28 protein-coding genes and 2 tRNA genes are annotated in these 24924 nt (G+C 68.4%); 21 read left to right on the forward strand and 9 right to left on the reverse strand.

Annotated elements, in window-relative coordinates; genetic code table 11:
- The first annotated feature begins 99 nt into the window (after positions 1-99).
- The 9 genes from infA (at position 100) to ACW172_RS13965 (ending at position 5016) form a co-directional block, all read left to right on the forward strand.
- Complete coding sequence (gene infA, locus ACW172_RS13925; protein WP_131253431.1) at positions 100-321, forward strand: translation initiation factor IF-1; 222 nt, start codon at positions 100-102, stop codon at positions 319-321.
- Between the two features lie 6 nt (positions 322-327).
- Positions 328-921 carry a Maf family protein gene (locus ACW172_RS13930; protein WP_492032036.1) on the forward strand — a complete coding sequence of 198 codons (594 nt, stop codon included), beginning with the start codon at positions 328-330 and terminating at the stop codon, positions 919-921.
- Complete coding sequence (locus ACW172_RS13935; protein ID WP_492032037.1) at positions 911-1939, forward strand: ribonuclease E/G; 1029 nt, start codon at positions 911-913, stop codon at positions 1937-1939. The genes ACW172_RS13930 and ACW172_RS13935 overlap by 11 nt, the downstream gene beginning before the upstream one ends.
- 3 nt (positions 1940-1942) lie before the next feature.
- Positions 1943-2149, forward strand: coding sequence for a DNA gyrase inhibitor YacG (locus ACW172_RS13940; RefSeq protein WP_492032038.1), 207 nt, complete (start codon positions 1943-1945; stop codon positions 2147-2149).
- A 74-nt stretch (positions 2150-2223) separates the two neighbouring features.
- Positions 2224-2299: transfer RNA gene (locus tag ACW172_RS13945), tRNA-Phe, on the forward strand.
- A gap of 462 nt (positions 2300-2761) precedes the next feature.
- Complete coding sequence (locus tag ACW172_RS13950) at positions 2762-3631, forward strand: MotA/TolQ/ExbB proton channel family protein (RefSeq protein ID WP_492032039.1); 870 nt, start codon at positions 2762-2764, stop codon at positions 3629-3631.
- A 5-nt stretch (positions 3632-3636) separates the two neighbouring features.
- Positions 3637-4071, forward strand: coding sequence for a biopolymer transporter ExbD (locus ACW172_RS13955; RefSeq protein ID WP_492032040.1), 435 nt, complete (start codon positions 3637-3639; stop codon positions 4069-4071).
- 12 nt (positions 4072-4083) lie between these two features.
- Positions 4084-4791, forward strand: a complete 708-nt coding sequence (locus ACW172_RS13960; protein ID WP_492032041.1) for a TonB family protein — start codon at positions 4084-4086, stop codon at positions 4789-4791.
- 148 nt (positions 4792-4939) lie between these two features.
- Positions 4940-5016 (forward strand) — tRNA-His (locus ACW172_RS13965).
- 208 nt (positions 5017-5224) lie between these two features.
- Here the strand turns inward: ACW172_RS13965 and ACW172_RS13970 are convergent.
- Both ACW172_RS13970 and ACW172_RS13975 read right to left on the reverse strand, forming a co-directional pair.
- Positions 5225-7060, reverse strand: coding sequence for a patatin-like phospholipase family protein (locus tag ACW172_RS13970; RefSeq protein ID WP_492032042.1), 1836 nt, complete (start codon positions 7058-7060; stop codon positions 5225-5227).
- 159 nt (positions 7061-7219) lie between these two features.
- On the reverse strand, positions 7220-7573 hold the full coding sequence (locus ACW172_RS13975) for an endonuclease domain-containing protein (RefSeq protein ID WP_492032043.1): 354 nt from the start codon (positions 7571-7573) through the stop codon (positions 7220-7222).
- Between the two features lie 206 nt (positions 7574-7779).
- Between ACW172_RS13975 and serS the strand changes: the two genes are divergently transcribed.
- The 10 genes from serS (at position 7780) to ACW172_RS14025 (ending at position 16880) form a co-directional block, all read left to right on the forward strand.
- Entirely contained in the window at positions 7780-9294 is a 1515-nt protein-coding gene (serS, locus tag ACW172_RS13980) for a serine--tRNA ligase (protein WP_492032044.1), read from the forward strand.
- Between the two features lie 3 nt (positions 9295-9297).
- Positions 9298-9690: a hypothetical protein gene (locus ACW172_RS13985; RefSeq protein ID WP_492032045.1), complete on the forward strand. Its 393-nt coding sequence runs from the start codon at positions 9298-9300 to the stop codon at positions 9688-9690.
- Positions 9687-10475 (forward strand): 5'/3'-nucleotidase SurE, encoded by a 789-nt coding sequence (surE, locus tag ACW172_RS13990; protein ID WP_492032046.1) that lies wholly within the window; start codon positions 9687-9689, stop codon positions 10473-10475. The genes ACW172_RS13985 and surE overlap by 4 nt, the downstream gene beginning before the upstream one ends.
- Positions 10472-11116 (forward strand): protein-L-isoaspartate(D-aspartate) O-methyltransferase, encoded by a 645-nt coding sequence (locus ACW172_RS13995; RefSeq protein WP_492032047.1) that lies wholly within the window; start codon positions 10472-10474, stop codon positions 11114-11116. Before surE ends, ACW172_RS13995 begins: the two co-directional genes overlap by 4 nt.
- A gap of 119 nt (positions 11117-11235) precedes the next feature.
- Positions 11236-12438, forward strand: a complete 1203-nt coding sequence (locus ACW172_RS14000; RefSeq protein ID WP_492032048.1) for a peptidoglycan DD-metalloendopeptidase family protein — start codon at positions 11236-11238, stop codon at positions 12436-12438.
- 121 nt (positions 12439-12559) lie between these two features.
- Positions 12560-12889 (forward strand): preprotein translocase subunit YajC, encoded by a 330-nt coding sequence (yajC, locus tag ACW172_RS14005; protein ID WP_492032049.1) that lies wholly within the window; start codon positions 12560-12562, stop codon positions 12887-12889.
- A gap of 35 nt (positions 12890-12924) precedes the next feature.
- Complete coding sequence (gene secD / locus ACW172_RS14010) at positions 12925-14538, forward strand: protein translocase subunit SecD (RefSeq protein ID WP_492032050.1); 1614 nt, start codon at positions 12925-12927, stop codon at positions 14536-14538.
- Positions 14535-15518: a protein translocase subunit SecF gene (secF, locus tag ACW172_RS14015; protein ID WP_492032051.1), complete on the forward strand. Its 984-nt coding sequence runs from the start codon at positions 14535-14537 to the stop codon at positions 15516-15518. Before secD ends, secF begins: the two co-directional genes overlap by 4 nt.
- 83 nt (positions 15519-15601) lie before the next feature.
- The gene (locus tag ACW172_RS14020) at positions 15602-16231 is read left to right on the forward strand and encodes a hypothetical protein (RefSeq protein ID WP_492032052.1); all 630 of its coding nucleotides are present in this window, start codon (positions 15602-15604) and stop codon (positions 16229-16231) included.
- A gap of 19 nt (positions 16232-16250) precedes the next feature.
- Complete coding sequence (locus ACW172_RS14025; RefSeq protein WP_492032053.1) at positions 16251-16880, forward strand: squalene/phytoene synthase family protein; 630 nt, start codon at positions 16251-16253, stop codon at positions 16878-16880.
- Here ACW172_RS14025 and ACW172_RS14030 read toward each other — a convergent pair.
- The 3 genes from ACW172_RS14030 to trmFO form a co-directional block, all read right to left on the reverse strand.
- Entirely contained in the window at positions 16877-17767 is an 891-nt protein-coding gene (locus ACW172_RS14030) for an oxygenase MpaB family protein (protein ID WP_492032054.1), read from the reverse strand. The genes ACW172_RS14025 and ACW172_RS14030 overlap by 4 nt on opposite strands.
- Positions 17768-17861: 94 nt before the next feature.
- Positions 17862-18338 carry a DUF1579 domain-containing protein gene (locus ACW172_RS14035; RefSeq protein ID WP_492032055.1) on the reverse strand — a complete coding sequence of 159 codons (477 nt, stop codon included), beginning with the start codon at positions 18336-18338 and terminating at the stop codon, positions 17862-17864.
- Between the two features lie 26 nt (positions 18339-18364).
- On the reverse strand, positions 18365-19765 hold the full coding sequence (trmFO, locus tag ACW172_RS14040; protein ID WP_492032056.1) for a methylenetetrahydrofolate--tRNA-(uracil(54)-C(5))-methyltransferase (FADH(2)-oxidizing) TrmFO: 1401 nt from the start codon (positions 19763-19765) through the stop codon (positions 18365-18367).
- A gap of 96 nt (positions 19766-19861) precedes the next feature.
- On the opposite strand from trmFO, the gene ACW172_RS14045 reads away from it, so the two are divergent.
- Together ACW172_RS14045 and ACW172_RS14050 are read left to right on the forward strand one after the other, a co-directional pair.
- Positions 19862-20668: a hypothetical protein gene (locus ACW172_RS14045; protein ID WP_492032057.1), complete on the forward strand. Its 807-nt coding sequence runs from the start codon at positions 19862-19864 to the stop codon at positions 20666-20668.
- 126 nt (positions 20669-20794) lie between these two features.
- Positions 20795-21625, forward strand: coding sequence for a hypothetical protein (locus ACW172_RS14050; RefSeq protein ID WP_492032058.1), 831 nt, complete (start codon positions 20795-20797; stop codon positions 21623-21625).
- Between the two features lie 113 nt (positions 21626-21738).
- Here the strand turns inward: ACW172_RS14050 and flgH are convergent, their stop codons facing one another.
- The 4 genes from flgH to flgF are packed head-to-tail and all read right to left on the reverse strand — an operon-like array spanning position 21739 to position 24852.
- The gene (flgH, locus tag ACW172_RS14055) at positions 21739-22494 is read right to left on the reverse strand and encodes a flagellar basal body L-ring protein FlgH (RefSeq protein ID WP_492034984.1); all 756 of its coding nucleotides are present in this window, start codon (positions 22492-22494) and stop codon (positions 21739-21741) included.
- Between the two features lie 30 nt (positions 22495-22524).
- Positions 22525-23310: a flagellar basal body P-ring formation chaperone FlgA gene (flgA, locus tag ACW172_RS14060; RefSeq protein ID WP_492032059.1), complete on the reverse strand. Its 786-nt coding sequence runs from the start codon at positions 23308-23310 to the stop codon at positions 22525-22527.
- Between the two features lie 3 nt (positions 23311-23313).
- A complete protein-coding gene (flgG, locus tag ACW172_RS14065) occupies positions 23314-24102 on the reverse strand; it encodes a flagellar basal-body rod protein FlgG (RefSeq protein WP_492032060.1) in 789 nt (262 codons plus the stop codon).
- Between the two features lie 12 nt (positions 24103-24114).
- The gene (flgF, locus tag ACW172_RS14070) at positions 24115-24852 is read right to left on the reverse strand and encodes a flagellar basal-body rod protein FlgF (protein WP_492032061.1); all 738 of its coding nucleotides are present in this window, start codon (positions 24850-24852) and stop codon (positions 24115-24117) included.
- Between the last annotated feature and the right edge of the window lie 72 nt (positions 24853-24924).

The following is a 24924-nucleotide window of genomic DNA, read 5'->3' on the forward strand; positions in this document are numbered from 1 at the left end:
GACTGTTTGCGCATTTTCGGGCATTAGCCCCCACTTCTTACGGCTCGCGCTCCGCCCGGCGCGAGCCTTGATTCGTATTCACCGGGCGTGAGAGGCCGCATGGCTAAGGAAGAACTGCTCGAGTTTCCCGGCGTCGTCAGCGAACTGCTGCCGAACGCCACGTTCCGGGTTCTGCTCGAGGACAACAACCACGAGATCATCGCCCACACCGCCGGCAAGATGCGCAAGAACCGCATCCGCGTCCTGGCCGGCGACAAGGTCCTGGTCGAGATGACGCCCTATGACCTGACCAAGGGCCGCATCACCTACCGCTTCAAGTAAGGTCGGGTGACTGCCCGACCTGAACTGGTGCTGGCCTCGGCCAGCCCGCGCCGCATCGAATTGCTGGCGCTGATCGGGATCAAACCCGATCGCATCGATCCCGCCGACATCGACGAGACCCCCCAACGCGACGAGACCCCGTCGCGGCTGGCGGTGCGTCTGGCCCGGTCCAAGGCCGAGGTGGTCGCGGCGCGGTCGCCCGAGGCCGTGGTGCTGGCCGCCGACACCGTGGTCGCGGTCGGCCGCCGTCTGCTGGAAAAGGCCGCCGACGAGGCGGAGGTGACGCGCTTTCTGACCCTGTTGTCCGGCCGTAATCACCGCGTCTTCACCGGCGTCGCCGTGGCCCATGCGGGCAAGGTCCGCACCCGGGTGGTCGACACCCGCGTCAGCTTCAAGGTCCTGTCGCCCGGCGAGATCGCCGACTATGTCGCCGGGGGCGACTGGCGCGGCAAGGCGGGCGGATACGGCATCCAGGGCCCGGCCGGTGCCTTCGTCACCCGCATCGTAGGCTCCTATCCGGCGGTGATGGGCCTGCCGCTGTTCGAGACGGTCAATCTGCTGGCCGGCGCCGGCTGGCGGAACCAGGCCAATGCCCGGTGAGATCGAGGTCTTCCTCGACCAGACGCCCGGCGAGACGCGGGGCCTGATCGCCCGCGACGGCCGCTTCACCCACATTCTGATCCAACGCGAGGGGGATCCCGCCGCCGTGAGGCTGGGGGCGCGCTCGGTGGGGCGTGTGGCCGAGATCAATGCCGGGCTGAAAGGCGCTTTCGTCGATCTTGGTGGCGGGCAGGGGGGCTTTCTGCCGCTTCCGAAGGCCCACGACCTGAAGCAGGGCCAGAAGATCGAGGTCGAGGTCGTCGCCGAGCCGCGCGAGGACAAGGCCGCGACCCTGCGACGGAATGGCGCGGCAGAGGGCGATCCGCGCCTGCTGCAGGCCGGTCCGACGGTCGCGCAGAGCCTCGCCGCACTCGCTCCGGGTGTGGAGGTCCAGGCCGGGGCCGTCGCCATCGAGGCGGTCTGGGAGGCGGAGGAGGAGGCGCTGGGCCGACGCGTGGTTCTGGCCGGCGTCGATCTGGCGGTGCAGCGGACCCGGGCCCTGATCGCGGTCGATATCGATTCCGCGGCCGGTAAGGGGAGCGGCAAGTCAGGCGGCGCGCGTCAGGCCAATCTGACCGGTCTGGCGGAGGCGGCGCGGCTGATCCGGCTGAACCGCTGGGGCGGACTGGTGGCGATCGATCTGATCGGCGGCGGACAGGAGGCCGAGCCGCTGATCCAGGCCGCGCGCGCCGGCTTCGGCGACGATCCCGACATCGTGTTCGGGCCGCTGAACCGCTTCGGCGTGCTGATGCTGTCCCTGCCGTGGCGGCTGACCCCTCTGGAGGAGGTGCTGAACGGCGCGGACGGTCGACCGAGCGAGATGGCGCGGGGAATCGCGATCGTGCGACGGCTGCGTCACGCCCTGCTGGCCGACACTCGCTCACCGCGATTGTTCGCACGCTGTACGCCGCAAGAGGCTGAAATCGCAGGCCCTCTGGTGGAAAAACTGGGGCCGCGCGCCCATCTGAGACCCGATCCCGCCGCCACGCCCGGCCGCGTCGTGATCGAGGAGGCCTGACCCATGGCGACCTGTCCGATCTGCCAGAAGCATCCGGCCGACGCGAAGTACAAACCCTTCTGCTCGCGCCGTTGCGCCGACGTGGATCTGGGCCGCTGGTTCTCCGGGACCTATGCGATTCCGGTGCGCGACGACGAGCCGACGGACGACGAGGGTGTCGCGGGGCAGGGGGCGCAAACCCCGTCGCGGCGGTCTTTCGAGGAAGACTGAAAACTTCTTTCAGCGAGTGCTGGACACCCCGGATCGGCTCGCCTATAGACCCCGCTCCCGAACGGGAAGCGTTCGCCTGGGTAGCTCAGTTGGTAGAGCAGCGGATTGAAAATCCGCGTGTCGGTGGTTCGAATCCGCCCCCAGGCACCATCGCTCCATCGGTCTTTCCTCCGGTTGTTAATCGCGTCGCTCACCGCCACCGGTTTTCGTCGGGATTCGGATATCGCCGTGAGGGATGTCCGGCGCGCATGGGACGATGCCTTCCGGGCATCATCAAAATGTCGCTTTCGCCCACTGCATATGGGTTTTGCACGTCGCATTCGCTTCACGAGCGAAAAGCGCCAATGCGCCCTTGACGCTCTGATAACGGTTCGCCAAAGACGCTTGACGCCTTTCTTAAGCGTTAGCGAACGAGCGGCCTGAGGACACCTGTCCGGGGGTCGTTTGGCACGTGAAGGTTCCCCTAGGGGCAACCGGATGTGATAGAAGGCGTTCCGCCGTCGGCCATTCCGGCCTGGCGGTGGAACAAAACCGAATTTGTGGAGGGGCGGTCGCATCATGCGATTGGCTCCAGGGTCCAAGAGCTAAGACCGAAACAGGAACTGGCGACACATGCTGAAGAAAACCAACATCCTTCTCGCCATGGCCGGCGCCGCCGTCCTCATGGCGAGCACGCCGGTCCTGGCGCAGGAAACCGCGGCTCCGGCCGCTGCTGCCGCCCCGGCCGCCGCGGCTCCCGCCGCCGCCCCGGCTCCGGCTCCGGCCGCCGCTGACGAAGCCGCCCCGGCCGCGCACGGCAACATCACGCCGATCTCCATGTTCATGCAGGCGACCCCGGTCGTTAAGGTCGTCATGATCGGCCTGCTGCTGGCCTCGGTCTTCTCCTGGACCCTGCTGATCATCAAGCTGATCGAGTTCGGCAGCCTGAACCGCAAGACGGACCGCTTCCTGGAAGAGTTCCGCGGCGCCCGCACCATCGCCGACATGCACAAGGTCGCGACGGACGAAGCCTACGAAGGCAACCCGCTGGCCGACATGGCCGCCGCCGCCACCGAGGAAATCCAGCTGTCGCGTCAGGCCGGTCTCTCGGTCACCGGCGATCACCGCGACTCGGCTCTGGCCCGCGCCCAACACGCCGTCTCGGCCGTGCAAGCCGGTCTGGCCTCGCGTCTCTCGGGCGGTCAGCAGTTCCTGGCCTCGACCGGCTCCATCGGCCCGTTCGTCGGTCTGTTCGGTACGGTTTACGGCATCATGAACTCCTTCATCGGTATCGTTCAGTCGAACACCACCAACCTGGCCTCGGTTGCTCCGGGTATCGCTGAAGCCCTGCTCGCCACCGGTATCGGCCTGTTCGCCGCTATCCCGGCCGTCGTCATGTACAACTACTTCAACACCCGCATCTCGGCCTACGGCACCCGCTCGGATGGCTTCGCCGCTGAGCTGCTGAACGCCGTCTCGCGTCAGCTCGACAAGGGAGCGTAAGACGGATGGCCGCCAAACTCGGAGGACCGGGCGGCGGTAAGTATCACGTCGAGCAGAACGCTGACATCAACGTCACGCCTTTCGTTGATATCATGCTCGTCCTGCTCATCATCTTCATGGTGGCGTCTTCGGTCGCCACTGTGTCGGTGGAGGTGAAACTTCCTCTTTCCCAGGTGAAGGCCGGGACAAACCCGCCCAAGCCGGTGTTCATCTCGATCACCACCGACGGACGGGTCTACATCGGTGACGGAGAGTCCAGCTTCGACACCCTGGGTTCGGACCTGAACAGCCAGATCGGCCGTCGGGACCCGACCAAGGAACGGATCTTCATCCGGGCCGACCAGGAAACCCGCTACGGCGACTTCATGCACGCCATGAACTCGCTCCAGGACGCGGGCTTCTACAGTGTCGCGCTCGTCGGCGAAGACAAAGCGAAGTAGGACGGGAAACATATGACAGACACTCCCGTTGAGTATCATCGCAGCCGGTATGACGCACCGCGCAAGAAGGCCAACCCCGTTGTCTGGCTGATTGCCCTGGCTGTCGTCTGCCTCCTGTTCGTCGCGCTTCTCCTCTGGGTCCAACGGACCAAGTTCGAGAACAAGGTGATGACCTACGAGGATGATGCGGTGAAGGTGGACCTGGTTCCTCCGCCTCCGCCTCCGCCTCCGCCGCCGCCGCCGCCGCCGCCGGACACCCCGCCGCCGCCGAAGCTCCAGGTCCGCCCGCCGGTCGTGGTGCCCAACGCGCCGCCGCCGCCGATCACCCTGCCGATCGAGCCGACGAAGAAGGAAGACCGCGTCGAGTATTCGGGTCCTCCGGTTATCGTCCCCGGTCCGCCGCCGCCTCCGGCTCCGCCGGCTCCGGCCCGGCCCGCGGTGATCTCGAACCCGAGCTGGACTTCCGCCCCGCGCGGTGAGTTCCCGGAACGGGCCATCTCGCGCGGCATCGAAAGCGGCCGTGTCGAGCTGGAGTGCACCGTGAACGCGAACGGTTCGGTCACGGCCTGTACGATCATCTCGGAAACCCCGGCTGGTGCGGGCTTCGGCGCCGCAGCCCTCTCCGCGGCCCGCCGCGCCCGCCTGTCGCCCCGCTCGGTCGACGGGGTCGCCACCGGCGGCAAGGTGCGGTTCGGTACGTCGTTCCGCCTGCCCGACTAAGGCAGACCGAAACCAAGGTCAGACGCCCCGGAGGAAACTCCGGGGCGTTTTTCTTTGTGCGGTTGGTGTGGATCGGCGCATTGTGCGCTTGATCGGCGGACGGACCGCCGCTAGAGAACGCCCCTCGCGCGGTTCGCCGCATCGATGCGCCACCTTAGCTCAGTTGGTTAGAGCGCCGGTTTGTGGAACCGGAGGTCCTCAGTTCAAGCCTGAGAGGTGGTACCATCGCCCTTTGCGTCCCCCGAAGTCGGGTCGAGACGCCGGTGCGAAATTCCTCACATCGTCAGCCTGTCAGTCCTGGCCGGGGGTCGCCCGTGGCGGCTTCACACCTGAGCGGGGCGGCTGCGGATCCCGCCTCCGGCCCGAGGTTTCGCGACGCCGCGCCCGATGGGGACATGAAGCCCGGATCAGGCCCCCGGATCAGGCGCCCGGATCAGGCCTTGGCCTTGACCGGAAACAGGGCGCGCCGCTTGCCGGTCGGCGCCGGGACGGCCTCGGCCTCCGGCTCGGGCGAAGAGACGTCATCACCGACAAGGGCCGCCGCCCGACGCTTGCGCAGCGTGGGGATGGGTCCGTCCAGGGTCGCCAAGGCCGCCGCCGCCGCCGCATGGCCGGCCGCGACCACGGGGTCGTAGATCTTCCAGTCGCGAATGTCGGCGCCGGTCGGCTGGGGCAGGATCAGCAGGTCCGTGTCCTCGCGCGACCGCTCCAGCTCGGCGTCCGTGGTGATGGTCGCCGACCGCATCAGGATGGAGACGATCGGCGGCCCGGCCTTCCAGGCGCCCGACAGGATCCATTTCCACCAGGACGGCGGGTTCTCGAGCCCCGAGGGATCGACGCCGCGTGTCTGGGACATGTCCGACCCGATGATGGGGCCGGAGTTGAGCTGGCGCATGACGTCGGTCGGGAAGTTCTTGATCACCGCCCCGTCGACCAGGACCTGACCGTCCATGACCACGGGCGGCATGACCCCGGGAATGGAGATGGAGGCGCGCATGGCCCGGCGCAGGAGGCCGCGACGGTGCACCTCGATCCGGCCGGTCGTCAGGTTGGACGAGACGGCGAAGAAGGGCAGGGGCATGTCGGCGATGTCAATCTCGCCGTAGGCGTCGTTGAGCAGGCCCGCGACCTTGCGCGCCCGGGTCATGGCGACGATGGGCAGGGCCAGGTCCGACAGGGGATCTGACTTGACGAAGGCCTTGCGGATACGGGCGTCCAGCTCGTCGTCGCTCCAGCCCAGGGCCGGGCCGGCGGCGACCACCGCGCCCATGGAGGAGCCGCCGAGGAAGTCGAGGGTGACGCCGGCCTCATGCAGGGCCCTGACGACGCCGATATGGGCATAGGCGCGGGCGCCGCCGCCCGACAGGACCAGACCGACGGAGGTGCCGGTCACGACCCGGGCGATGCGTTCGGCGTCGGCGGCGTCGCCCTCGGTGGCGTGGAACCAGCGGCCGGGCTCCAGCGCATCCAGCCAGACGGCGGTGTTGGCCGGGCGCGGCATGCGCGGGTCGCGCAGCAGGATCAGGTCGGTGAACTGGTGCCCGCCGCCGAGGTCGCGGGTCGGGATGGAGCGCGGCGGGGCGGTCAGGGCGTTGCCGACGATGAACAGCCGGTCGACCTGACGCGCGCAGAGGGAGGCCCAGTTGGGCTCGTCCTGTTCGGCGACATAGAGGACGTAGTCGTGGCTGTCCTCGACGCGGGAGAACCACTCCGAGGCGGACGAAAGGGCGGAATGGTCGATGACCTGGCAGGTCGACCCTTGCGCCTCGATGGCGGCGGCGACGCGTTCGACGAAGGCGCGGATCGGGCGGTGCCGGGCCGAGATGAAGCCGAAGACGCTGGGCTCGGTCGCCCCCGTGGTGCGCTCACGGGCCCGGTGCAGCATCAGCCGCGACAGCTCGATCATGACGTCGGGCTGGGTCTTCACCGCGTCGAAGAAGGCCTCGCGGGGCAGGGCGAGGATCTCGGAATCCCTCAGGGCCACGACGTCGGCGGTGTGGGGCGTGCCTGCGATCAGGGCCATTTCGCCGACGGGCTCGCCGGGGCGAACGACGCCGACGAAATGCGGCAGCTGGCCTTCCTCGCGCCGGAAGACGCCGAGCCGGCCAGAGCGCAGCAGATACAGGCTGTCGGCCTCCTCCCCCGCCGTGAACAGGGGCTCGCCGCCGGTCAGGGCGAACCAGCTGGCCTTTGTGTTGCGATCGTCGAAGACGCGCGCCAGGGCGGCTTCAAGCGTGTCGGGGCGCGGGGTCTGACGGCGAGGGGCCATGGAACCGATATGTGTTGAGACGAACGCGACGCTAGGCCCACCATCATGAACGGGTGCGGTTAACGTTGAGACAAGAGGCCGGTTGCCAACGATCCTCCCCGCGCGGCGGGGAGGGGGACCGCGAAGCGGTGGAGGGGCTGACCGCGTGGAGCTTATTAGTCAGCGCCCGCCGATCTCCGCCAATATCCCGGCTACCACCCCGTCGAGATTGTCCCGCACCGACGCCGCCTGAAAGCGGATCAGCCGGATCCCCCTTTCCGCCAACCAAGCTGTTCTTCGCCGATCATGAGCCATCTGATCGGGATCATCATGGACGGCGCCATCGATCTCGATGCCCAGCTTCGCCGAGGCGCAGTAGAAATCGAGGATGTAGGGGCCGACCGGATGCTGGCGTCGGAAACGGAGACCCTGAAGCTTCTGGCCCTTGAGAGCCGCCCACAGACGCGCTTCCGGTTGCGTCAGATGCCGACGCATGAAGGCGGCGCGCCGGTAGGTGATCGGCTCGGGCGGCATGGGGCGATCTTAGGGTTGATCGAATATTCTCGCAATGAGTGCATTTAGGTGAAAGGACTGCATGCGCTTCGGCCCCTCCACCGCTTCGCGGTCCCCCTCCCCATTGCAAGAGCAACGGGGAGGATCGCTTTCGGGGGTTTGCCCGACTCCGTCGGGGGCGGTAAGGCGTAGCCTTCCCAAAACGCCGAAGCTGAAACGACGCCGCCATGCATGATATCCGAGCCCTTCGCGACAATCCGGACGCCTATGTGGCCGGCTGGTCGTCGCGCGGCGTGGACAATGCCGCGGAGATCGTCGCCGAGATCCTGAAGCTGGACGTCGAGCTGCGCGCGGCCCAGACGGCCGGGCAGGAGGCGCTGGCGAAGCGCAATGCCGCTTCGAAGCTGATCGGCGCCGCCATGGGCAGGAAGGACGTGGCCGAGGCCGACCGGCTGAAGGCCGAGGTCGAGACCCTGAAGGGCGAGATCGCCAAGTTCGAAGAGACCGAGAAGACGGTCGGGGCGAAGCTGCGCGACATCCTGGCCCGCGAGCAGAACCTGGCGGCCGAGGGCGTGCCGGACGGCGAGGACGAGGCCGGAAACGTCGAGGTCTCCAAGTGGGGCGAGCCGCGCCGCACGGGGCCGAAGAAGGACCACGCCGACCTCGGCGAGGCCCTGAAGATGCTGGACTTCGAGGCCGCCGCCCGCATGTCGGGCGCGCGTTTCGCCGTGCTCAAGGGCCAGCTGGCCCGGCTGGAACGCGCCGTCGGCCAGTTCATGCTGGACGTCCAGACGGACCAGCACGGTTATCTGGAGGTCAATCCGCCGTACCTCGTGAAGGGGGACGCGATGTTCGGTACGGGACAGCTGCCGAAATTCGAGGAGGACCTGTTCAGCACCGGGTCAGACCAGGAGGCCTTGTCCCTGGCGAGCCGCATGTACCTGTCCATGTCGAAGACGAGCGACGATTTTATCGGCGTGTATCTGGCGGCGACAAAGGCGCTGACAGCCGACGAGCGCGTCCGGATGGGTTTCGACCGGATCGATGGGTACGCAAAGCAACTGCTGGAGTTGTCGATCCGGGACCACCAGAACTTCATGGAATGGTTCCCGGAAAGCGGTTCCGCGGATCGCCGCTACCTCATCCCCACCGCCGAAGTCTCCCTGACCAACCTCGTGCGCGAGCAGATCCTCGATGAGGCGGAGATCGCGACGCCGATGCGCCTGACCGCCCTGACGCCCTGTTTCCGGGCCGAGGCGGGGTCGGCGGGGCGGGATACGCGCGGCCTGATCCGCCAGCACCAGTTCACCAAGGTCGAGATGGTCTCCATCACCCGGCCCGAGGACTCGGACGCCGAGCACGAGCGGATGACCGGCTGCGCCGAGGCGGTGCTGCAGAAGCTGGAGCTGCCCTATCGCCGGATGCTGCTGTGCAAGGGCGACATGGGCTTCACGGCCCGCAAGACGTTCGACCTCGAGGTCTGGCTGCCGTCGCAGGACACCTATCGCGAGATCAGCTCCTGCTCCAACTGCGGGGACTTCCAGGCGCGGCGCATGGACGCCCGGTTCAAGCGCGCGGGCGAGAAGAAGACCGAGTTCGTCCATACGCTGAACGGCTCGGGTCTGGCCGTCGGTCGCACTCTTGTCGCCATCATGGAGAACTATCAGGACGAGGACGGCCGTATCGCTGTCCCGGCCGCCCTGCAGCCCTATATGGGTGGTCTGACCCACATCGGAGCCTGAGCCATGACCCGCATCGCCGTCACCGCCGCCCTGATCGCCGCCTCCGTGTTCGCGGGCGCCGCTACCGCCCAGTCGTCGAACGCCGTCGACCCGTCCGCCACCAGCTTCACCGGCTGGGTCAAGGTGACGGGCGGGGAGTTCGAACTCTATTCCGAGCAGCGCGCGCTGGCGCAGCCCTTCTCGCGCCCCTGCGTTTCCGGCGCCCTGCCGCGCGACCTGCAGCGGTCGTCGGCCGACATCTCGGGCCAGAAGGTGACCTTCACCGGCAAGGCCGTGGCCTGGGCCGACCGTGACGCCCCGACCTCGCAGAGCCATGCCGGCTCGGTGATCACCAATGAATGCCGCGGCGACTATGTCATCGCGGCCGACAGCGTGCGGGTGCTGCGCGGCGGATGAGGATACTGCTGACCAACGACGACGGGATCGAGGCCGAGGGCCTGGCGGCTCTGGAGCGGATCGCGCGGACGTTCACGGACGACGTGTGGGTGGTCGCGCCCGCGACGGAGCAGTCGGGCAAGGGCCGGGGCATCACCCTGACCGAGCCCCTGCGTGTCAACCGTCTGGGCGACAAGCGGTTTTCGGTGACGGGGACCCCGACCGACTGCGTGGTCCTGGCCTTCGACCTGATGGATCAGAAGCCCGATCTGGTGCTGTCGGGCGTCAATCGCGGCCATAATGTCGGGGAGGATTGCTCCTATTCCGGCACCGTCGCCGGGGCGCTGCAGGGCATGGCTTACGGCGTGCGCTCCATCGCCCTGTCCCAGTCTCTGGACCGGTTCCATGACGAGGTCACGGCCCACTGGGAGACCTGTGAGGCCTTCGCCCCGGCCATCATCTCCACCCTGCTGGCCCAGGAGTGGCGGCCGGGCGTGGTGATGAACCTGAACTTCCCGGCGCGTCCGCCGGAGCAGGTGACCGAGGTCGAGGTCACCGTCCAGGGCTTCCGCCAGATCGGCGAGATGCATCCGGTCAAACGCACCGACCTGCGCGGCCGCGACTACTATTGGATGAGCTTCCGGGGCGCGAAACAGGACCATGCGCCGGGCACCGACCTGCGCGCCATGGACGACGGGAAGATCTCCGTCACCCCCCTGCACATCGACCTGACCCACCGCGCCAGCGTCAACGACCTGAAGGGCGTGCTGGGCGGGGTGCCGCCGAAGGTTCTGGCGGCCGAATGAACCTGAGGGACGACCGCGCGGGCCGACTGATCCTGAGCCTGCGTCAGCAGGGGGTGACGGATCCGCGCGTGCTGGGGGCGATGGAGTCCATCGACCGCGCCGTCTTCGTGCACGAGAAATTCCTCGATCAGGCCTGGGAGGACCAGGCCCTGCCGATCGACTGCGCCCAGACGATTTCCCAGCCCTATATCGTCGGCCTGATGACCCAGGCGCTGGACGTCCAGCCGCGCCACCGGGTGCTGGAGATCGGCACGGGCAGCGGATACCAGTGCGCGGTGCTGAGCCGGCTGGCGCGGTATGTCTATACCGTTGAACGCTACCGCAGCCTGCTGGTCGAGGCCGAGGCCAAGCTGCGCCAGCTCGAGATCGACAACGTCATCACCCAGCACTCCGACGGCGGCCTGGGCTGGCCGCAGCAGGCGCCCTTCGACCGGATCATGGTCACGGCGGCCTCTCCGACCGAGCCGACCGAACTGCTCAAGCAGCTGAAACCGGGCGGGATTCTGGTCTGCCCCGTGGGCCGGACCTCGGTCCAGATGCTGCACCGCTACACCGGCCAGCCCGACGGCAGCTTCCACCGCGAAAGCCTGCGCGAGGTGCGGTTCGTGCCCCTGGTCGAGGGGACGGCGAAGGAGGGGTGACGCTTTCTCCCCGCCATTAACCTTCGCTCCCCACTTTCGCCGGGTTTGGCGGCTTGGCTTATGGTGAACGGCGGGGCACATCTGGTCGGGATTCGAGACCAGAACTTCAGGAGAGCGCGATGAGCGGAATGAGCGGCTGGACCCGGGGTCTGGTGGTCGCGGGCGCGGCCCTGACGGTAACGGCCTGCGCCAGCTATCCGACCGAGCCCCGCTATTCGACGCGCGCCGACCAGCCGCACGCGGTGGCCAATGTGCCGCCGACCGCCAATCCCTATCCAAACGCCCCCGTCTATCCGGGACAGCCGGGCCAGCCCTATCCGGGCGCCGTGGTCGCCAATGAGGCGCCGCCGCCCGCGCGGGCGCCGATCGAGAGCATCGACGGCGGCGGCCTGCCGCCTGCGGCGGTGACCAGTTCGCTGAACGGCGGCCCGGCGACGGCGCCCGGCCGGCCCTCGCAGCCCAGCAACAACTATCCGAGCTCGACCCTGCCTGAGCCGAACTACAGCCCGCCGACCTACAATCCGCCCGGCACGCCGCGGGCGCCGGTGACGGGCGGGGCGGTCGCCTATGTGATCCAGCCGGGGGATACGATTTCGGGCGTTGGGCGGCGGTTCCAGACCCCGGTCCAGACCTTGATCGACCTGAACGACCTCGGGCCGCGCGCCCAGATCAACAGCGGCCAGCGCATCGTCCTGCCCGACAACGCCGTCGACACCGGTCCTGACCCCTACGCCACCGGTCCCGCGCCGGTCGGGGTGACGGTGCCGCGCGCGGGCGCCGTGCCGCCGCCGCCGACCCCGCCCGCGGGCAACGCCGCCTTGCCGCCGGCCCGCCCGCCCGTGACGCCGGTCCCGACCGGTCCGATCCGTCCGCCGGCCCAGGTCCCTGCCCAGGCTCCCCTTTCGACGGCGCCCTCCGCGCCCGTCGCGGGCAATATCGGCCTGCAATGGCCCGTGCGCGGCGACATCGTGCGGCGCTTCGGCCCGGTCAGCATGGGCGAGCGCAACAATGGGGTGAACATCGGCGCCTCGGCCGGCGCCCCCGTGGTCGCCTCGGCCGCCGGACGCGTGGCCTATGTCGGCGACGCCCTGGTCGGGCAGGGGCTGACGGTGCTGATCGTCCACCGCGACGGCTGGCGCACTGTCTACGGCCACCTGGGTTCCGCGACGGTCGAGGACGGCGCCGATGTGCGCGCCGGTCAGCAGATCGGCACCGTCGGCCTGACCGCCGGCGACGGCCGTCCGTCGATGCATTTCGAGACCCGGCGCATGCAGGGCGACGAGCCGGTGGCCATCGATCCCCTGACGGTGTTGCCGCGCTGACGCAGCAAAGGCGTCTTGGCTTAAACGTCGCGTTGCATCTTGGGGCGACCGGCCCTAGGTTCCGCGCCTCGTTTTCAAAGGGCGCCCGACAGAGGCCCGCCCGCGTCGGGGACTATTGAATATGCCTACTGGTGAAGCTGGCGGCCTGATGGCCCAGGTCGTGACCTTCCTGCCGTTCGTCGCGATCTTCGTGATGTTCTACTTCCTGCTCATCCGTCCGCAGCAGAAGAAGGCCAAGGAGCATGCGGCCCTGATCTCGGCCGTGAAGCGCGGCGACACCGTCGTCCTGTCGTCCGGCGTGATCGGCAAGGTGACCCGCGTCGAAGACGCCGAGGTCAATGTCGAGATCGCCCCGAGCGTCAACATTCGCGTCGTGAAGGGCATGATCGCCGAGGTGCGCAACCGCACCGCCGTCGCCGCAAACGACACCAAAGCCATCTCCAAGGGCTGAACGCCTCGCGTCGCCGCAACGGATAATCGATTCCCATGATTCAGCTTTCGCGCTGGAAGGTCGTTCTTCTCGCATTGTCGCTCGTCTTCGGGCTGCTGCTGGCGTTCCCGAACGTCCTGACGCCCGAACAACGGGCCAAGCTCCCGGGCTTCGTGCCCAAGAGCGCGCTGAACCTGGGTCTCGACCTGCAGGGCGGCTCCTATCTGCTGCTGGAAGTCGACGTGCCGGCGATGCGCGCCAAGCGGGTCGACAACCTGGCCGAGGACGTCCGCGTGACGATGCGCGACTCCGGGATCAACGTGGCCTCGACCCAGCGTGAAGAGGGTGGGGTGGTCATCACCCTGGCCGATCAGAGCCAGAACGAAGCCGCCTATCAGGCCCTGCGTCGCCTCGTCGGCGGGGCGAACCAGCAGGGCGTCGTCGAGCGCGCCGTGACCCGCGAGGGCAATGGCCGTCTGCGCTTCGCCTTCACCCAGCAGACGCTGGACAGCATGGGCGCCACCGCCGTCGACCAGTCGATCGAGGTCGTGCGCCGCCGGATCGATAGCCTGGGCACCAAGGAGCCCGCGATCACCCGTCAGGGCTCGAACCGCATCGTGGTCCAGGCCCCGGGCGAGAGCGATCCCGCCGCCCTGGAACGCGTCATCGGCCAGACGGCCCAGCTGACCTTCCAGATGGTCGACAGCGAAAACTCGGTCCAGCAGGCCGTCGCCGGCGCCGTGCCGCCCGACGCCGTCCTGATGATGGACGAGGACGGGGTCACCCCGATCCTGATCAAGCGCCGCGTCCTGGTGTCCGGCGAACAGCTGACCCACGCCGACGTGACCACCGACCAGAACGGCCAGACCGCCATCGGCTTCCGCTTCGACGGGGTCGGCGCCCAGCGCTTCGCCCAGGCCACCGCCAGCGAGAACATCGGCAAGCGCTTCGCCATCATCCTGGACGGCAAGGTCATCTCGGCCCCGCGCATCAACTCCACCATTCCGAACGGCTCGGGCATCATCCAGGGCCGCTTCTCGATCGCCGAGGCGTCCGAGATGGTCAACCTGCTCAACGGCGGCGCCCTGCCGGCCCCGCTGAAGGTCGAGGAACGCCGGACCGTCACCGCCGAACTGGGCGCCGACGCGGTCCAGAAGGGCAAGGTCTCCACGATCATCGGCTTCGCCATCATCGTGATCTTCATGCTGGGCGCCTATGGCCTGCTGTTCGGCGGGGTGTCGGTGATCGGCCTGCTCCTGAACGGCCTGTTGATCATCGCTGCCATGTCCCTGACCCAGGCGTCGCTGACCCTGCCGGGGATCGCGGGGCTTGTGCTGACCTTCGCCGTGGCCGTCGACGCCAACGTGCTGATCTATGAGCGGATGCGTGACGAAGCCCGGGCGGGCCGGTCGGTCATCGCCTCCATGGACGCCGGCTTCAACAAGGCCATGGGCACCATCGTCGACGCCAACCTGACCACCCTGGTCGCCGCTGCCATCATGTTCATCTTCGGCGCCGGCCCGGTGCGCGGCTTCGCCTGGACCCTGACCATCGGGGTGTTCACCTCGGTCTTCTCTTCGGTGCTCGTGGCCCAGGTGCTGCTGGCCTACTGGCTGAAGGTCGCCAAGCCCAAGAAACTGCCGATCGCCGACGCGGAGACTGTCCGATGACCTGGTGGCCCCTGATCAAGGTCCTGCCGCAGAAGACCAATCTGCACTTCGTCAAATACGCCCGCTACGCCGCCGTCCTGTCGGTCGTGCTGTGCGTCGCTTCCATCGTCGGCTGCTTCGTTCCGGGCCTGAACATGGGCATCGACTTCCGCGGCGGCGCGTCGCTGGAAGTGTCCAAGCCCGCCGGCCAGGTGATCCAGCTGGAAGAGGTGCGCGACGCCGTATCCAAGCTGAGCCTCGGCGACGTCCAGGTTCAGGGCATCGCGCGTCTGGACACCAACGTCCAGGATGGCTCCACCGCGATCGTCAAGTTCCAGGTGCCGGACGGCAAGGACCAGACCCAGGTGGTCAATGAGGTCGAGACGGCCATCACCGCCGCCACCGGCCAGGTGGCCTATTCGGGCGTCAGCGTCGTCGGCTCCAAGGTCTCGGGCGAGCTGTTCACCTCGGGCCTGCTGGCCCTGGGCGTCGCCATCGCCCTGATGTTCGCCTACATCTGGTTCCGGTTCGAGCCGCAGTTCGGCTTCGGCGCCGTCGCCGGCCTGCTGCACGACGTGATCCTGACCTTCGGCCTGATCGTCCTGCTGCGTCTCGAGTTCAGCCTGAACATGGTCGCGGCCATCCTGACCGTCATCGGCTATTCGATGAACGACACCGTCGTCGTCTTCGACCGCCTTCGCGAGAACCTGCGCAAGTACAAGACCCTGCCGCTGCGCGACGTGATCGACCTGTCGCTGAACGAGACCCTGACCCGGACCATCATCACCGGCGTGACCGCGGTGCTGGTTCTGGCAGCGTTGGCCATCTTCGGCGGCGAGGCCCTGCGCGGCTTCTCCATCGCCCTGATGTTCGGGATCATCATCGGCACCTATTCCTCGATCTATGTCGGGGCGCCGATCATCCTGCTGTGGGGCGTCAAGCGCGGCGAGCTCAACGAGGACGTCAAGCCGGTCAAACTGGGCATGGCCAGCCGGCCGTGATTGACCATCTTTTCCTCCCCCTCGCGGGGAGGGAGAGGTATGTCTGACGCCAGACGACTCATTACCCGGGGGAGGGCGGTCGCATGGCCGGACTGCTGAGCAATTTCCGCAATACCGTCATCCTCGGCCTCTTCCTGGCGGCCCTGTTGCTGGTCGCCGCCGGCTTCGTGACGCCGCGCGGCTTCGACCGGGAGTTCCTGCGCGCGGTCATGAACTGGGGTCTGGGCGTGTCCGGCCTGCTTTGGCTGGGCCTGCTCTGCTATTTCAACGCCGTGCAGTTCCGCGTCTGGTCGCAGATCCCGGCCGAGCAGAAGGCGATCGTCAATCTGTACATCACGCCCGAAGCCCTGTTCTGGGTGCGTTGGGCGTCGCTGGCGACGGTGATCTTCGGGGCCGCCGCCATGGTCGCCCGCGCCGGCACCTATCTGGTCGAGATCATGAGCTTCGGCTTCCATCGCGGCTTCGAACCCGGTGATCAGGCCTATGCCTTGATGGGCGTCGGCGCCTGGCTGGCGCTGATCATGTTCCTGAACACCTGGGCGGTGATCTGGCCGAACCAGAGGCGGGCGCTGAGCATCGGCCAAGGCGCGGTCGAGCACGACGAGGATACGAAGGCCAAGGCGGCGCGCGTCGCCATGCTGGCCACCCGCGTCAATCTGCTGCTCAGCGTCCCGATGCTGACCTATCTGGCCCTGCAGCCGCTGTTCAGCTGACGACGATGACGGCGTCGTCGTGAGCGAGACCGATCTCGACGCCCAGGTGCGGGCCGCCGATCCGGACCGCTGGCTGTCCAGCCGGTTCGTCGGCGACACGGAGGCGCGCGCCGACCTGATCGCCCTGTACGCCTTCGAGGCCGAGCTTCTGACCATCCCGACGCGGGTGACCCAGCCGATGCTGGCCGAGATGCGCTACGTCTGGTGGCGCGACCAGATGGACGGGGTGTTCGCGGGCGAGCCAAGGAAGGGGCATCCGGTCCTGGAGGCCCTGACGGCGGCGGCGGGGCGCAGGCCACTGGAGCGCGCGCCCTTCGACGCCCTGATCGAGGCCCACGTCGGTCGGGTGCACGGCGAGCCGCACGATCTGGACGCCTTCTATGTCGGCCCGATGCAGGCGGCGGTGCGCATTCTGGCCGGCGAGAGCCATGACGCCGCCGTAGCCGAGGCGGGGCGCGTCCGGGGGTTGACCCAGGTCGGGCGGGCGGCGGAGGCGAAGGCCCTGCGCGGCGCGGCCAATTCGGGGCTGAAAGGCCTGCCCACGGCGGCCTTTCCGGCGGTCGCCCATGCGACACTGTCGGGCGCCGAGCGCGGCGAGGGGACGAAGCGACTGAAGCTGCTGTGGGCCAGCCTCAGGGGCCGGATCTAGCGCGGCCCTCCCGTGGGCCAGACCAGGACTTCCGGCGGCCAGACCTGGCGGTTGGGCGAGCCGGTGTAGGTCCAGTCGAGGGTGCGCTGCATGGTGCGTGCCCCGGCCCTGGCGACGGCCGAGGCTCTGGGCAGGCCGTGCATCTCGCGCGCCCAGTCGGGCAGAAGGTCGGCGCCGCATTGCATGATCAGATCGGCGGAGATGTCCTCGAAGAGGCCACCGACCTTCTGGCGCATGACGAGGGCGGCGACCTCGGTCGTGCGGGCGTCGGCCTTCAGCTGCGGGCGCATCGACTGGATCAGGGCCTCTGCCTCGACGCGATTGGTCGGGACCGGATCGGCGCCCAGGGCCCGGCCGATGCGCGCCATCTCGGCCAGATAGGCGTCCTGATCGGCGGCGGACATGGTCGGCTCGGCATAGCGGACCCAGCTGTCGAGGAAGCTGATGGTCTCGGTCACATGCACCCAGGCCAGCAGGGCCGGGTCGCTGACGCGATAGGGCGTGCCGTCGGGCAGGGTCCCGCCCAGCTTGTCGTGAATGCGCCGGACCTTGTCGATGGCGGCATTGCCCGCGACGGCGTGGTCATAGGTGGTGACGGCGATAAACTTGGCCGTGCGCCGGAGCCGCCCATGCATGTCGGCGCGGAAGTCGGAATGGTCCCAGACGCCCGCCAGCACCGCCGGATGCAGCATCTGCAGCAGCAGGCCCGAGACCCCGCCGATCATCATGGTGACGATGTCGCCGTTGACCCGCCAGGCCATGGAGTCGGTCGGGAACAGGGCGTCGACGCGGCGCAGGGCGGGGCGCTCGCCACGCTCATAGTCGTTGAACAGCTCGTTGATGCGCCGCCGGATGGCGATCTTCACGGTTTCGGACGGAGAGGGCATTCGGGTTCGTAGCTCGGCAATCAGGCGCTGACCACGGGGCATCCTGTCCACGATGAGTTGTAGTCCTGATCAGGCCGCATCCCGCCAGACGCCTTCAGGCCCGCGTGAAATCCATGGTCCAGTTGGTTTCCCAGCTGGCTCCGCCGTCGGCCGACATCGCCTGCTCCCACCGGGGCGTGTCCGTCCGGGTGTTCAGCCAGAGGAAGCGGGTCAGGATCGGCCGGCCGTCCAGCATGTCCTCGGCGAGGAAGGTCCCGTCGCCGTCCTCGAACCGGCCGACCACGGGCACGTCCATGCGATGCGGATCGTTGGAGGCCAGCCACCAGATGGCCCAGGCTTGCGCCGCCGGATCGTAAGAGCGGATCGCGATGGCGCGGACCGTTCCGCTCGGGAAATGCAGGACATTGTCCTCGATATTGCCGTCGCCGCCCAGCACCGTCCGCATCTCGCAGGCGCCGTCGAACGCGTCCCAGTCGGTGCAGCCCGTTAGCCGCTCGCGCAGGCGCCGGTGCTTGACGCTCCACCGCCCGATCTGGAAGTCGAAGTCCGGGCAGGGGGCGGGCAGGGACATGGTCACATCCTCAGGGCGGTGGGCGCTCAGGCGGCGGCTGCGTCCCGCCAGGCCTTGAGCGCCTCCAGAGCGCGGATGCTCATCAGACGCTTCTTGGCGCGGCCGCGTTCCTTGAGCGGGATCTTCTTGCCCTCATCATCCACCTTGGGCGCTTCCAGCGGCGGCAGCAGGCCGTAGTTGATGTTCATCGGCTGGAACTTGGCGCCATCCAGATGGCCGCCGGTGATGTGCTCGACCAGGGCTCCCAGGGCCGTGTGGGCCGCGGGGGCGTCGAGGGGCTTCCCGAGGCGTTCGGCGGCGGCGAGGCGGCCGGCCAGCAGGCCCGTGGCGGCGCTTTCGACATAGCCCTCAACCCCGGTCACCTGACCGGCGAAGCGCAGGCGTGGCATGGACTTCATGCGCAGCTGGCGGTCCAGCAGGTGGGGCGAGTTCAGATAGGTGTTGCGGTGCAGGCCGCCGAGGCGGGCGAACTGGGCGTCCTGCAGGCCCGGGATCATGCGGAAGACCTCGGCCTGGGCCCCGTGCTTCAGCTTGGTCTGGAAGCCGACGATGTTGAACAGGGTGCCCAGCGCATTGTCCTGACGCAGCTGGACGATGGCGTGGGCCTTGACCAGCGGGTCGCGGGGGTTGGTCAGGCCGACCGGCTTCATCGGGCCGTGGCGCAGGGTCTCGCGGCCGCGTTCGGCCATGACCTCGATGGGCAGGCAGCCGTCGAAATAGGGGACGTTCTCCCACTCCTTGAACTCGGCCTTGGGGCCGTTCAGCAGGGCGTCGATGAAGGCCTCGTACTGCTCCTTGTTCATCGGGCAGTTGACATAGGCGGCGGCGTCCCCGCCCGGGCCTTCCTTGTCGTAGCGCGACTGGCGCCAGGCGATGTCGAAGTCGATCGACTCGGCGTGGACGATGGGGGCGATGGCGTCAAAGAAGCTGAGGCTCTCCTCGCCGGTCAGCTTGAGGATGGCGTCGGCCAGGGCCGGGGAGGTCAGGGGGCCGGTGGCGACCACGACGCTGTCCCAGTCCTCAGGCGGCAGGCCCGCGATCTCCTCGCGCTGAATGGTGACCAGAGGGTGGGCTTCGAGCTTCGCGGTGACGGCCTGCGAGAAGCCGTCGCGGTCGACGGCCAGTGCGCCGCCCGCCGGGACCTGATGGGCGTCGCCGCAGGACATGATGATCGAGTCCAGCGCCCGCATCTCGGCGTGCAGCAGGCCGACGGCGTTGTGCTCCCAGTCGTCGGAGCGGAAGGAGTTGGAGCAGACCAGCTCGGCCAGACCATCGGTGTGGTGGGCGTCGGTCTTCACGCCCGGGACGCCGCGCATCTCATGCAGGATGACGGGCACGCCCGCCGAGGCGATCTGCCATGTGGCCTCGGAGCCGGCGAGGCCTCCGCCGATGACGTGAACAGGCTTGATGTCGGAAGAAGAAGTCATGGCGGGCCTTCTAGAGCCCCCGGACCGGTTCGTCAGCATTCGTCTGGTCGCGGACGCGCGGCAGGCGCTAGAGTGGCGGCGAAGACGGGGGAATGAATGGCGCAATCGCCTGCGAGGAAACGGTTGGACCTGATCGAGGTCCTGACCGAGGCGGTGGGGCGGATGGGCGAGATGGCGCGCGGCGCCGGTCCGGTGCTGGCCCTGACGGCTGTCCTGGCCCTGGCCGTGATCCTGCTGCGCCTGCCGCAGGGGGCTGGGCTGTTGCTGCTGCTTCTCACACTGATCGCTGGCCTGTCGGCTTTCGGGGCCACGACGCGGATCGGGACGGCGGGCGATCTGGAGGCGGCGCGACGCGCGGGCCTGCGTCCCGGCGGGCTGCAACTGGGCAGGCCCGAGGCGCGGCTGGCGGGGGCGACCCTGCTGTGCGCCCTGTTCATGGCGATCATGCTGGCCCTGCTGTTCCTCGTGGCCCTGGCCCTGTTTGGTGGCGCCGGGCTGAACGCCGAGGCGGTCAAGGCGCGCGACTGGGCCGCCGTCGGTCCGGCGTGGAAGCTGGTCCTGCTGACAGGGGTGGCGCTGGTGGTGCTGGGGGCGCCGATCCTGTTCGCCGTCCGTCTGAGCCTCTATGCGCCCGCGACCGTGGGGCGGGGGCAGATGATTTCGCTGACGGCGACGGGTCTGACCAACCGGGCGATCCTGCCGCTGCTGGCCGGGCTGATCGCCTGCGCGGTTCCGGGGCTGATCTGGCTGGGTCTGGTCGCCGCGGGGGTTCTGGGCGGCAAGGCGGCGGGTGCGGTGGCGATCCTGACGCTGGTCGCGATCCAGTGGCCCCTGACCAGCGCCTTCCTGGGCGCGGCCTATCGGCGGCTGGAAACCCACGAGCTTCTGGGGGTCTGGCAGTGACCCGACCCGGCCCGCCAGACCCAGCTCAATGGAAACCGAACCGACTTCAAGTCTTTGAAAGAAGGGCGACGCCGTCCCGACCGCGCGCTATGAGCGGCCTGCAAGGGAATCGCCAGGAGTGAACCGATGAGTTTTTCGGCAACGGAAGCCGCCTTCGAAGGCTTCAGGGTGACCCGGCATCATCCCATGGCGGTCGTCGCCTGGGCCCTGGTGTGGCTGGTCGGGCTGATCGCCATGGTGGCCATCGTGGCGCCCATCCTCGGTCCGGTCGCCGGCGAGTTCCAGGCGATCATGACTTCGGGCGGAACCGCGGAACCGTCCGCGGCGATGCAGACCCAGTTCCAGTATGCGGCCCTGGCGACGGTTCCGGTCAGTCTGGTGCTGCAGTCCATCATGCTGCCGGCCATCTATCGCGCCATGAACCAGTCGGGCGGCGACCGGTTCGGCTTCCTGCGTCTGGGGCGCGACGAACTGCGGGTCCTCGGCGCCCAGGTCATCATCACCCTGGTGTCCCTGATCATCAGCCAGGGCGGCGAACTGCTGGCCACCCTGGCGTCCGCCGGCGGAGTTCCGATCCTGGCCCTGCTGATCGAGTTCGTGGGCCTGGTCATCAGCATCTATCTGTCGGTGCGCCTGGTCCTGGTCGTTCCGGCGGCCTTCACGCAAGGCAAGATCGACCTCAAGGCCGCATGGCAGGCGACCGCCGGCCTGTTCTGGCCCCTGCTGGGCATGGCCATCATCGCCGGCTTCATGGCCTTCGTCGTCCTGCTGTTGCTCGGCATCGTCGCCCTGCCGGTCTGGCTGGCGGGCGCGGGCGGCGCGGCGGGGGCGGTCGGCCCGATCGTCGTCGGCGGCCTTCTGCTCATCATGTCCCTGGCCATGGCCCTGACGACGGCCATCCTCGCGGCTCCCTTCATGACGGCCTATCGAGAGGGGCGAAGCCTCAAGGCCGACTGACGCAAAAGGGGCCGCGCGATGCGCGGCCCCTTCTCAATTTCGACTTCAAGGGACGCGACCGCGCAGCAGGCCCACTCGCTGGCCTCACGTAGCGCGACCGCGCGCCAGGCCGCCTAAAATGGGCTGAAGCGCTCCACCAGGGCCTGGGCGGCGGGCGTCGCCTGGACCCGGCTGATGTCGCCGCGACCGCCGTAGCTGATGCGGGCCTCGGCGATCTGGGTGTGGTTGATGGTGTTGGCCGAGGAAATATCTTCCGGGCGCACGATGCCGGCGACGGTCAGTTCGCGGACCTCGCGGTTGGTGAGCACTTCTTGCCGACCCTGGATCACCAGATTGCCGTTCGACAGGACCTCGGTGACCACGGCGGCGATGGTCAGGTTGACCTTTTCAGAGCGATTGACGGCGCCGGAGCCGGCCGCGTTGGACTGACCCTGGGTTCCGACCATGTTGGCCGGGTCGAAGCCGCCCGGGAAGGCGCGGCCGAGGCTGTTTTCGAGACCGAAGAAATGGGTCACGCCGCCCGAGGCGTCGTTGGACCGGGTGCGGGTGGTCGAATTCGAGGTCTGGGCCTTGTCGTCGATGGAGATCGAGACGGTCAGGATGTCGCCGACGCGGCGAGCGCGCTGGTCGCCGAAGAAGGTGCGGGCGCCGGTGCGCCACAGGCTGTTGGCGCTGGCGGCCATGGCGCCGTTCTGGCGGGCGCGCAGGGCGGCCTGTTCCTCGGGCGAGGGCAGATAGGCCTGACTGGTCGGCACCAGGGCGGCCGGGTAGCCGATCGGAGCCAGTTGGGGGCCGCGCACAGCCTCCACGGCGGTGGAGCAGGCGCCGAGAGACAGGGCGGCGGCGGCGAGAACGGCGGAGGCGGGCAGGATCAGGGCGGTACGCATGAGGGGAGGCTCCTAGCGAGCGGCGAACTGTTGGGGATTGGCGCGGGCGGCCTGGGCGGCCGGGCCGGCGACGGCCTGACCCGGACCCACGGCGACGGCGTCGATGGTGCGGTTGGAGGTGGTGTTGAGGATGGGCACGGCCTCGCCGACGGCGGCGTTGCGCGTGGCCCGGCCGGTGATCGTCAGCTTCACGCCGCCGACGATATAGGCGACCTCGACCATGTCGTTGCGGGCGATGACCTGGGGCGCGGCCAGATCGCGCGAGGAGACCGGGGCGCCAGCGCGCAAGGGACGTTTGGCGGTCAGGCCGATGACCTGATCGGCGTCCTGGGGACCGCCGGCCGGGGCCATATGGGCCTGAAGACTGGTCCAGACGACGTCCTCGGGCTGGACGATGTCGCCGGTGTTGAGGTTGCGGGCGTAGGTCAGGACATCGACCGTGGCCCCGGGGTGGCTCGCCGTGGCGGTAGCGCTGGACGCGGCCGCGCCGGTCGAGGCGGGGGTCAGGACCGCGGGCGAGGCCGAGCCCTGACGGACGACGACGCGGTTCAGCCCCTGCGGGTTGGTCCATTGCAGTCCGGCGCGCAGGGCCTGGGTCTGAAGCTGGCCCGCCTCGAAGACGATCGAGGGGCCGACGCGCGTGCCGACGACGACGTTCGCCGCCGTGCCCGCGCCCTCGAAGATATCGCCCAGGGTGACGCGGCCGTCGTCGTCGACCGGCTGGGCCTTGAGGGTGACCGGACCCGCCAGCGCAGGCGTGGCGGCAAGGGCGAGAAGGAAGGCGACCGCGATGCGCATGGCTTAGTTCTTCACCTGGTTGGCGACCGACATCATGCTGTCGGCCGTCGAGATGACCTTGGAGTTCATTTCGTAGGCGCGTTGGGCCACGATCAGGCTCGAGATCTCGCTGACCGCATCGACGTTCGAAGATTCGGTGTAGCCCTGCAGAAGCTGCCCGAAGCCCGGCTGGCCGGGCGCCGCGACATTGGACGGACCCGAGGCCGCGGTTTCCATCAGCAGGTTGTCACCGATGGCTTCCAGACCGGCTTCGTTGAAGAAGTTGGCGATTTCCAGCTGGCCGACGACCTGCGGGGCGACCTGGCCGTCGATCTTGGCCGAGACCTCGCCGGTCTTGGAGATGATCACGTCGACGGCGTTCTGGGGGATGGTGATCGCCGGTTCGACAGCATAGCCGTCCTCGGTGACGATCGTGCCTTCCGGGCTCAGGGAGAAGTTGCCGGCGCGGGTATAGCCGATCTCGCCCGAGGGCAGGGTGACCTGGAAATAGCCGTGGCCGTCGATGGCGACGTCGTACTGGTTGTCGGTGCGGCTCGGCGTGCCCTGTTCGGTGATCCGGTAAACGCTGCCCGCCTTGACGCCGAGGCCGACCTGGATGCCCGTCGGGACCACGGTGCCGGCGCTGGACGACTGCGCGCCCATCCGCTCGACGTTCTGATACATCAGGTCCTGGAACTCGGCCCGCTGGCGCTTGTAGCCGACCGTGTTCATGTTCGCGATGTTGTTGGAAATGACTTCCACGTTCAGCTGTTGGGCGGCCATGCCCGAGGCTGCGGTTCTCAGAGCGCGCATCTAACGGCCCTCCTAGCTCGACCGGCCAAGGCGCTCGACGGCGCGCTTGGACAGGTCATTGACGTTATCGATCATCCTGGTCGCCTGTTCGTAGGCGCGGCTGATCTCGATCATGGAGGTGATCTCGACCAGGGGATTGACGTTGGAACCCTCCAGCGAGCCCTGATGGATCTTGGCGCCGGTGGCGTTGATCGGGGTCGCGTTGGAACGGTTGCGGTAGAGGCCGTCGCCGTCTTTCGACAGGGCGGCCAGGGTGTCGAAGCGGGCCAGGGTCAGGCGGCCGACGAGGGCGCCGTTCTGGCTGATGGTGCCGTCCTCGCCGACGACCGGGGCGCCCTTGGCGGGATCGAGGATGATGTCGCCGCCGTCGCCCTGAACGGCCAGACCGCCCTTGGTGACCAGCTTGCCGGTCGGGTCCAGGGTGAAGGCGCCGTCGCGGGTGTAGGCGTCGGCGGTCCCGTCGTTGACGGTGAAGAAGGCGCCTTCGCCCTCGATGCCGAAGTCCAGGTCGCGGCCGGTCTGCTGCAGGGCGCCCTGGCCGAAGTCGCGGCCGACGCCGTTGTCCAGGACAAAGCTGGCGCTGGGCTTGACCATGTCGTTGCGCGCCCGGGCGCCGACCTCGGTCCCGACGAGCAGCTGCTCGACCTTGAAGCCGGTCGTGTTCGCGTTCGCGATGTTGTTCGCCACGATGTCCAGCTCGCGGCGCAACGTCATCTGGCGTGACAATCCGATGTAGGCGGCGTTTTCCACGGTGGGCGGGCTCCTTCGTTAAGGCCCCACGCAATGACCGTGCCAACAGGGTTAATGCAGGCGTGGCGGGCT

Source organism: Brevundimonas sp. ALps5, assembly GCF_058681645.1.

Bases quoted from the DNA above. Each gene is read 5' to 3' on its own strand.
- ACW172_RS13935 (WP_492032037.1), top strand. From the start codon at position 911: ATGCCCGGTGAGATCGAGGTCTTCCTCGACCAGACGCCCGGCGAGACG.
- ACW172_RS14000 (WP_492032048.1), top strand. From the start codon at position 11,236: ATGAGCGGAATGAGCGGCTGGACCCGGGGTCTGGTGGTCGCGGGCGCG.
- ACW172_RS14035 (WP_492032055.1), bottom strand. From the start codon at position 18,338: ATGTCCCTGCCCGCCCCCTGCCCGGACTTCGACTTCCAGATCGGGCGG.
- ACW172_RS14050 (WP_492032058.1), top strand. From the start codon at position 20,795: ATGAGTTTTTCGGCAACGGAAGCCGCCTTCGAAGGCTTCAGGGTGACC.
- serS (WP_492032044.1), top strand. From the start codon at position 7,780: ATGCATGATATCCGAGCCCTTCGCGACAATCCGGACGCCTATGTGGCC.
- ACW172_RS13950 (WP_492032039.1), top strand. From the start codon at position 2,762: ATGCTGAAGAAAACCAACATCCTTCTCGCCATGGCCGGCGCCGCCGTC.
- flgA (WP_492032059.1), bottom strand. From the start codon at position 23,310: ATGCGCATCGCGGTCGCCTTCCTTCTCGCCCTTGCCGCCACGCCTGCG.
- ACW172_RS14020 (WP_492032052.1), top strand. From the start codon at position 15,602: ATGGCCGGACTGCTGAGCAATTTCCGCAATACCGTCATCCTCGGCCTC.
- ACW172_RS13995 (WP_492032047.1), top strand. From the start codon at position 10,472: ATGAACCTGAGGGACGACCGCGCGGGCCGACTGATCCTGAGCCTGCGT.
- secD (WP_492032050.1), top strand. From the start codon at position 12,925: ATGATTCAGCTTTCGCGCTGGAAGGTCGTTCTTCTCGCATTGTCGCTC.
- ACW172_RS14030 (WP_492032054.1), bottom strand. From the start codon at position 17,767: ATGCCCTCTCCGTCCGAAACCGTGAAGATCGCCATCCGGCGGCGCATC.
- secF (WP_492032051.1), top strand. From the start codon at position 14,535: ATGACCTGGTGGCCCCTGATCAAGGTCCTGCCGCAGAAGACCAATCTG.
- infA (WP_131253431.1), top strand. From the start codon at position 100: ATGGCTAAGGAAGAACTGCTCGAGTTTCCCGGCGTCGTCAGCGAACTG.
- ACW172_RS13985 (WP_492032045.1), top strand. From the start codon at position 9,298: ATGACCCGCATCGCCGTCACCGCCGCCCTGATCGCCGCCTCCGTGTTC.
- ACW172_RS13975 (WP_492032043.1), bottom strand. From the start codon at position 7,573: ATGCCGCCCGAGCCGATCACCTACCGGCGCGCCGCCTTCATGCGTCGG.
- surE (WP_492032046.1), top strand. From the start codon at position 9,687: ATGAGGATACTGCTGACCAACGACGACGGGATCGAGGCCGAGGGCCTG.
- ACW172_RS13955 (WP_492032040.1), top strand. From the start codon at position 3,637: ATGGCCGCCAAACTCGGAGGACCGGGCGGCGGTAAGTATCACGTCGAG.
- ACW172_RS13940 (WP_492032038.1), top strand. From the start codon at position 1,943: ATGGCGACCTGTCCGATCTGCCAGAAGCATCCGGCCGACGCGAAGTAC.
- yajC (WP_492032049.1), top strand. From the start codon at position 12,560: ATGCCTACTGGTGAAGCTGGCGGCCTGATGGCCCAGGTCGTGACCTTC.
- trmFO (WP_492032056.1), bottom strand. From the start codon at position 19,765: ATGACTTCTTCTTCCGACATCAAGCCTGTTCACGTCATCGGCGGAGGC.
- ACW172_RS14045 (WP_492032057.1), top strand. From the start codon at position 19,862: ATGGCGCAATCGCCTGCGAGGAAACGGTTGGACCTGATCGAGGTCCTG.
- ACW172_RS13960 (WP_492032041.1), top strand. From the start codon at position 4,084: ATGACAGACACTCCCGTTGAGTATCATCGCAGCCGGTATGACGCACCG.
- flgG (WP_492032060.1), bottom strand. From the start codon at position 24,102: ATGCGCGCTCTGAGAACCGCAGCCTCGGGCATGGCCGCCCAACAGCTG.
- ACW172_RS13970 (WP_492032042.1), bottom strand. From the start codon at position 7,060: ATGGCCCCTCGCCGTCAGACCCCGCGCCCCGACACGCTTGAAGCCGCC.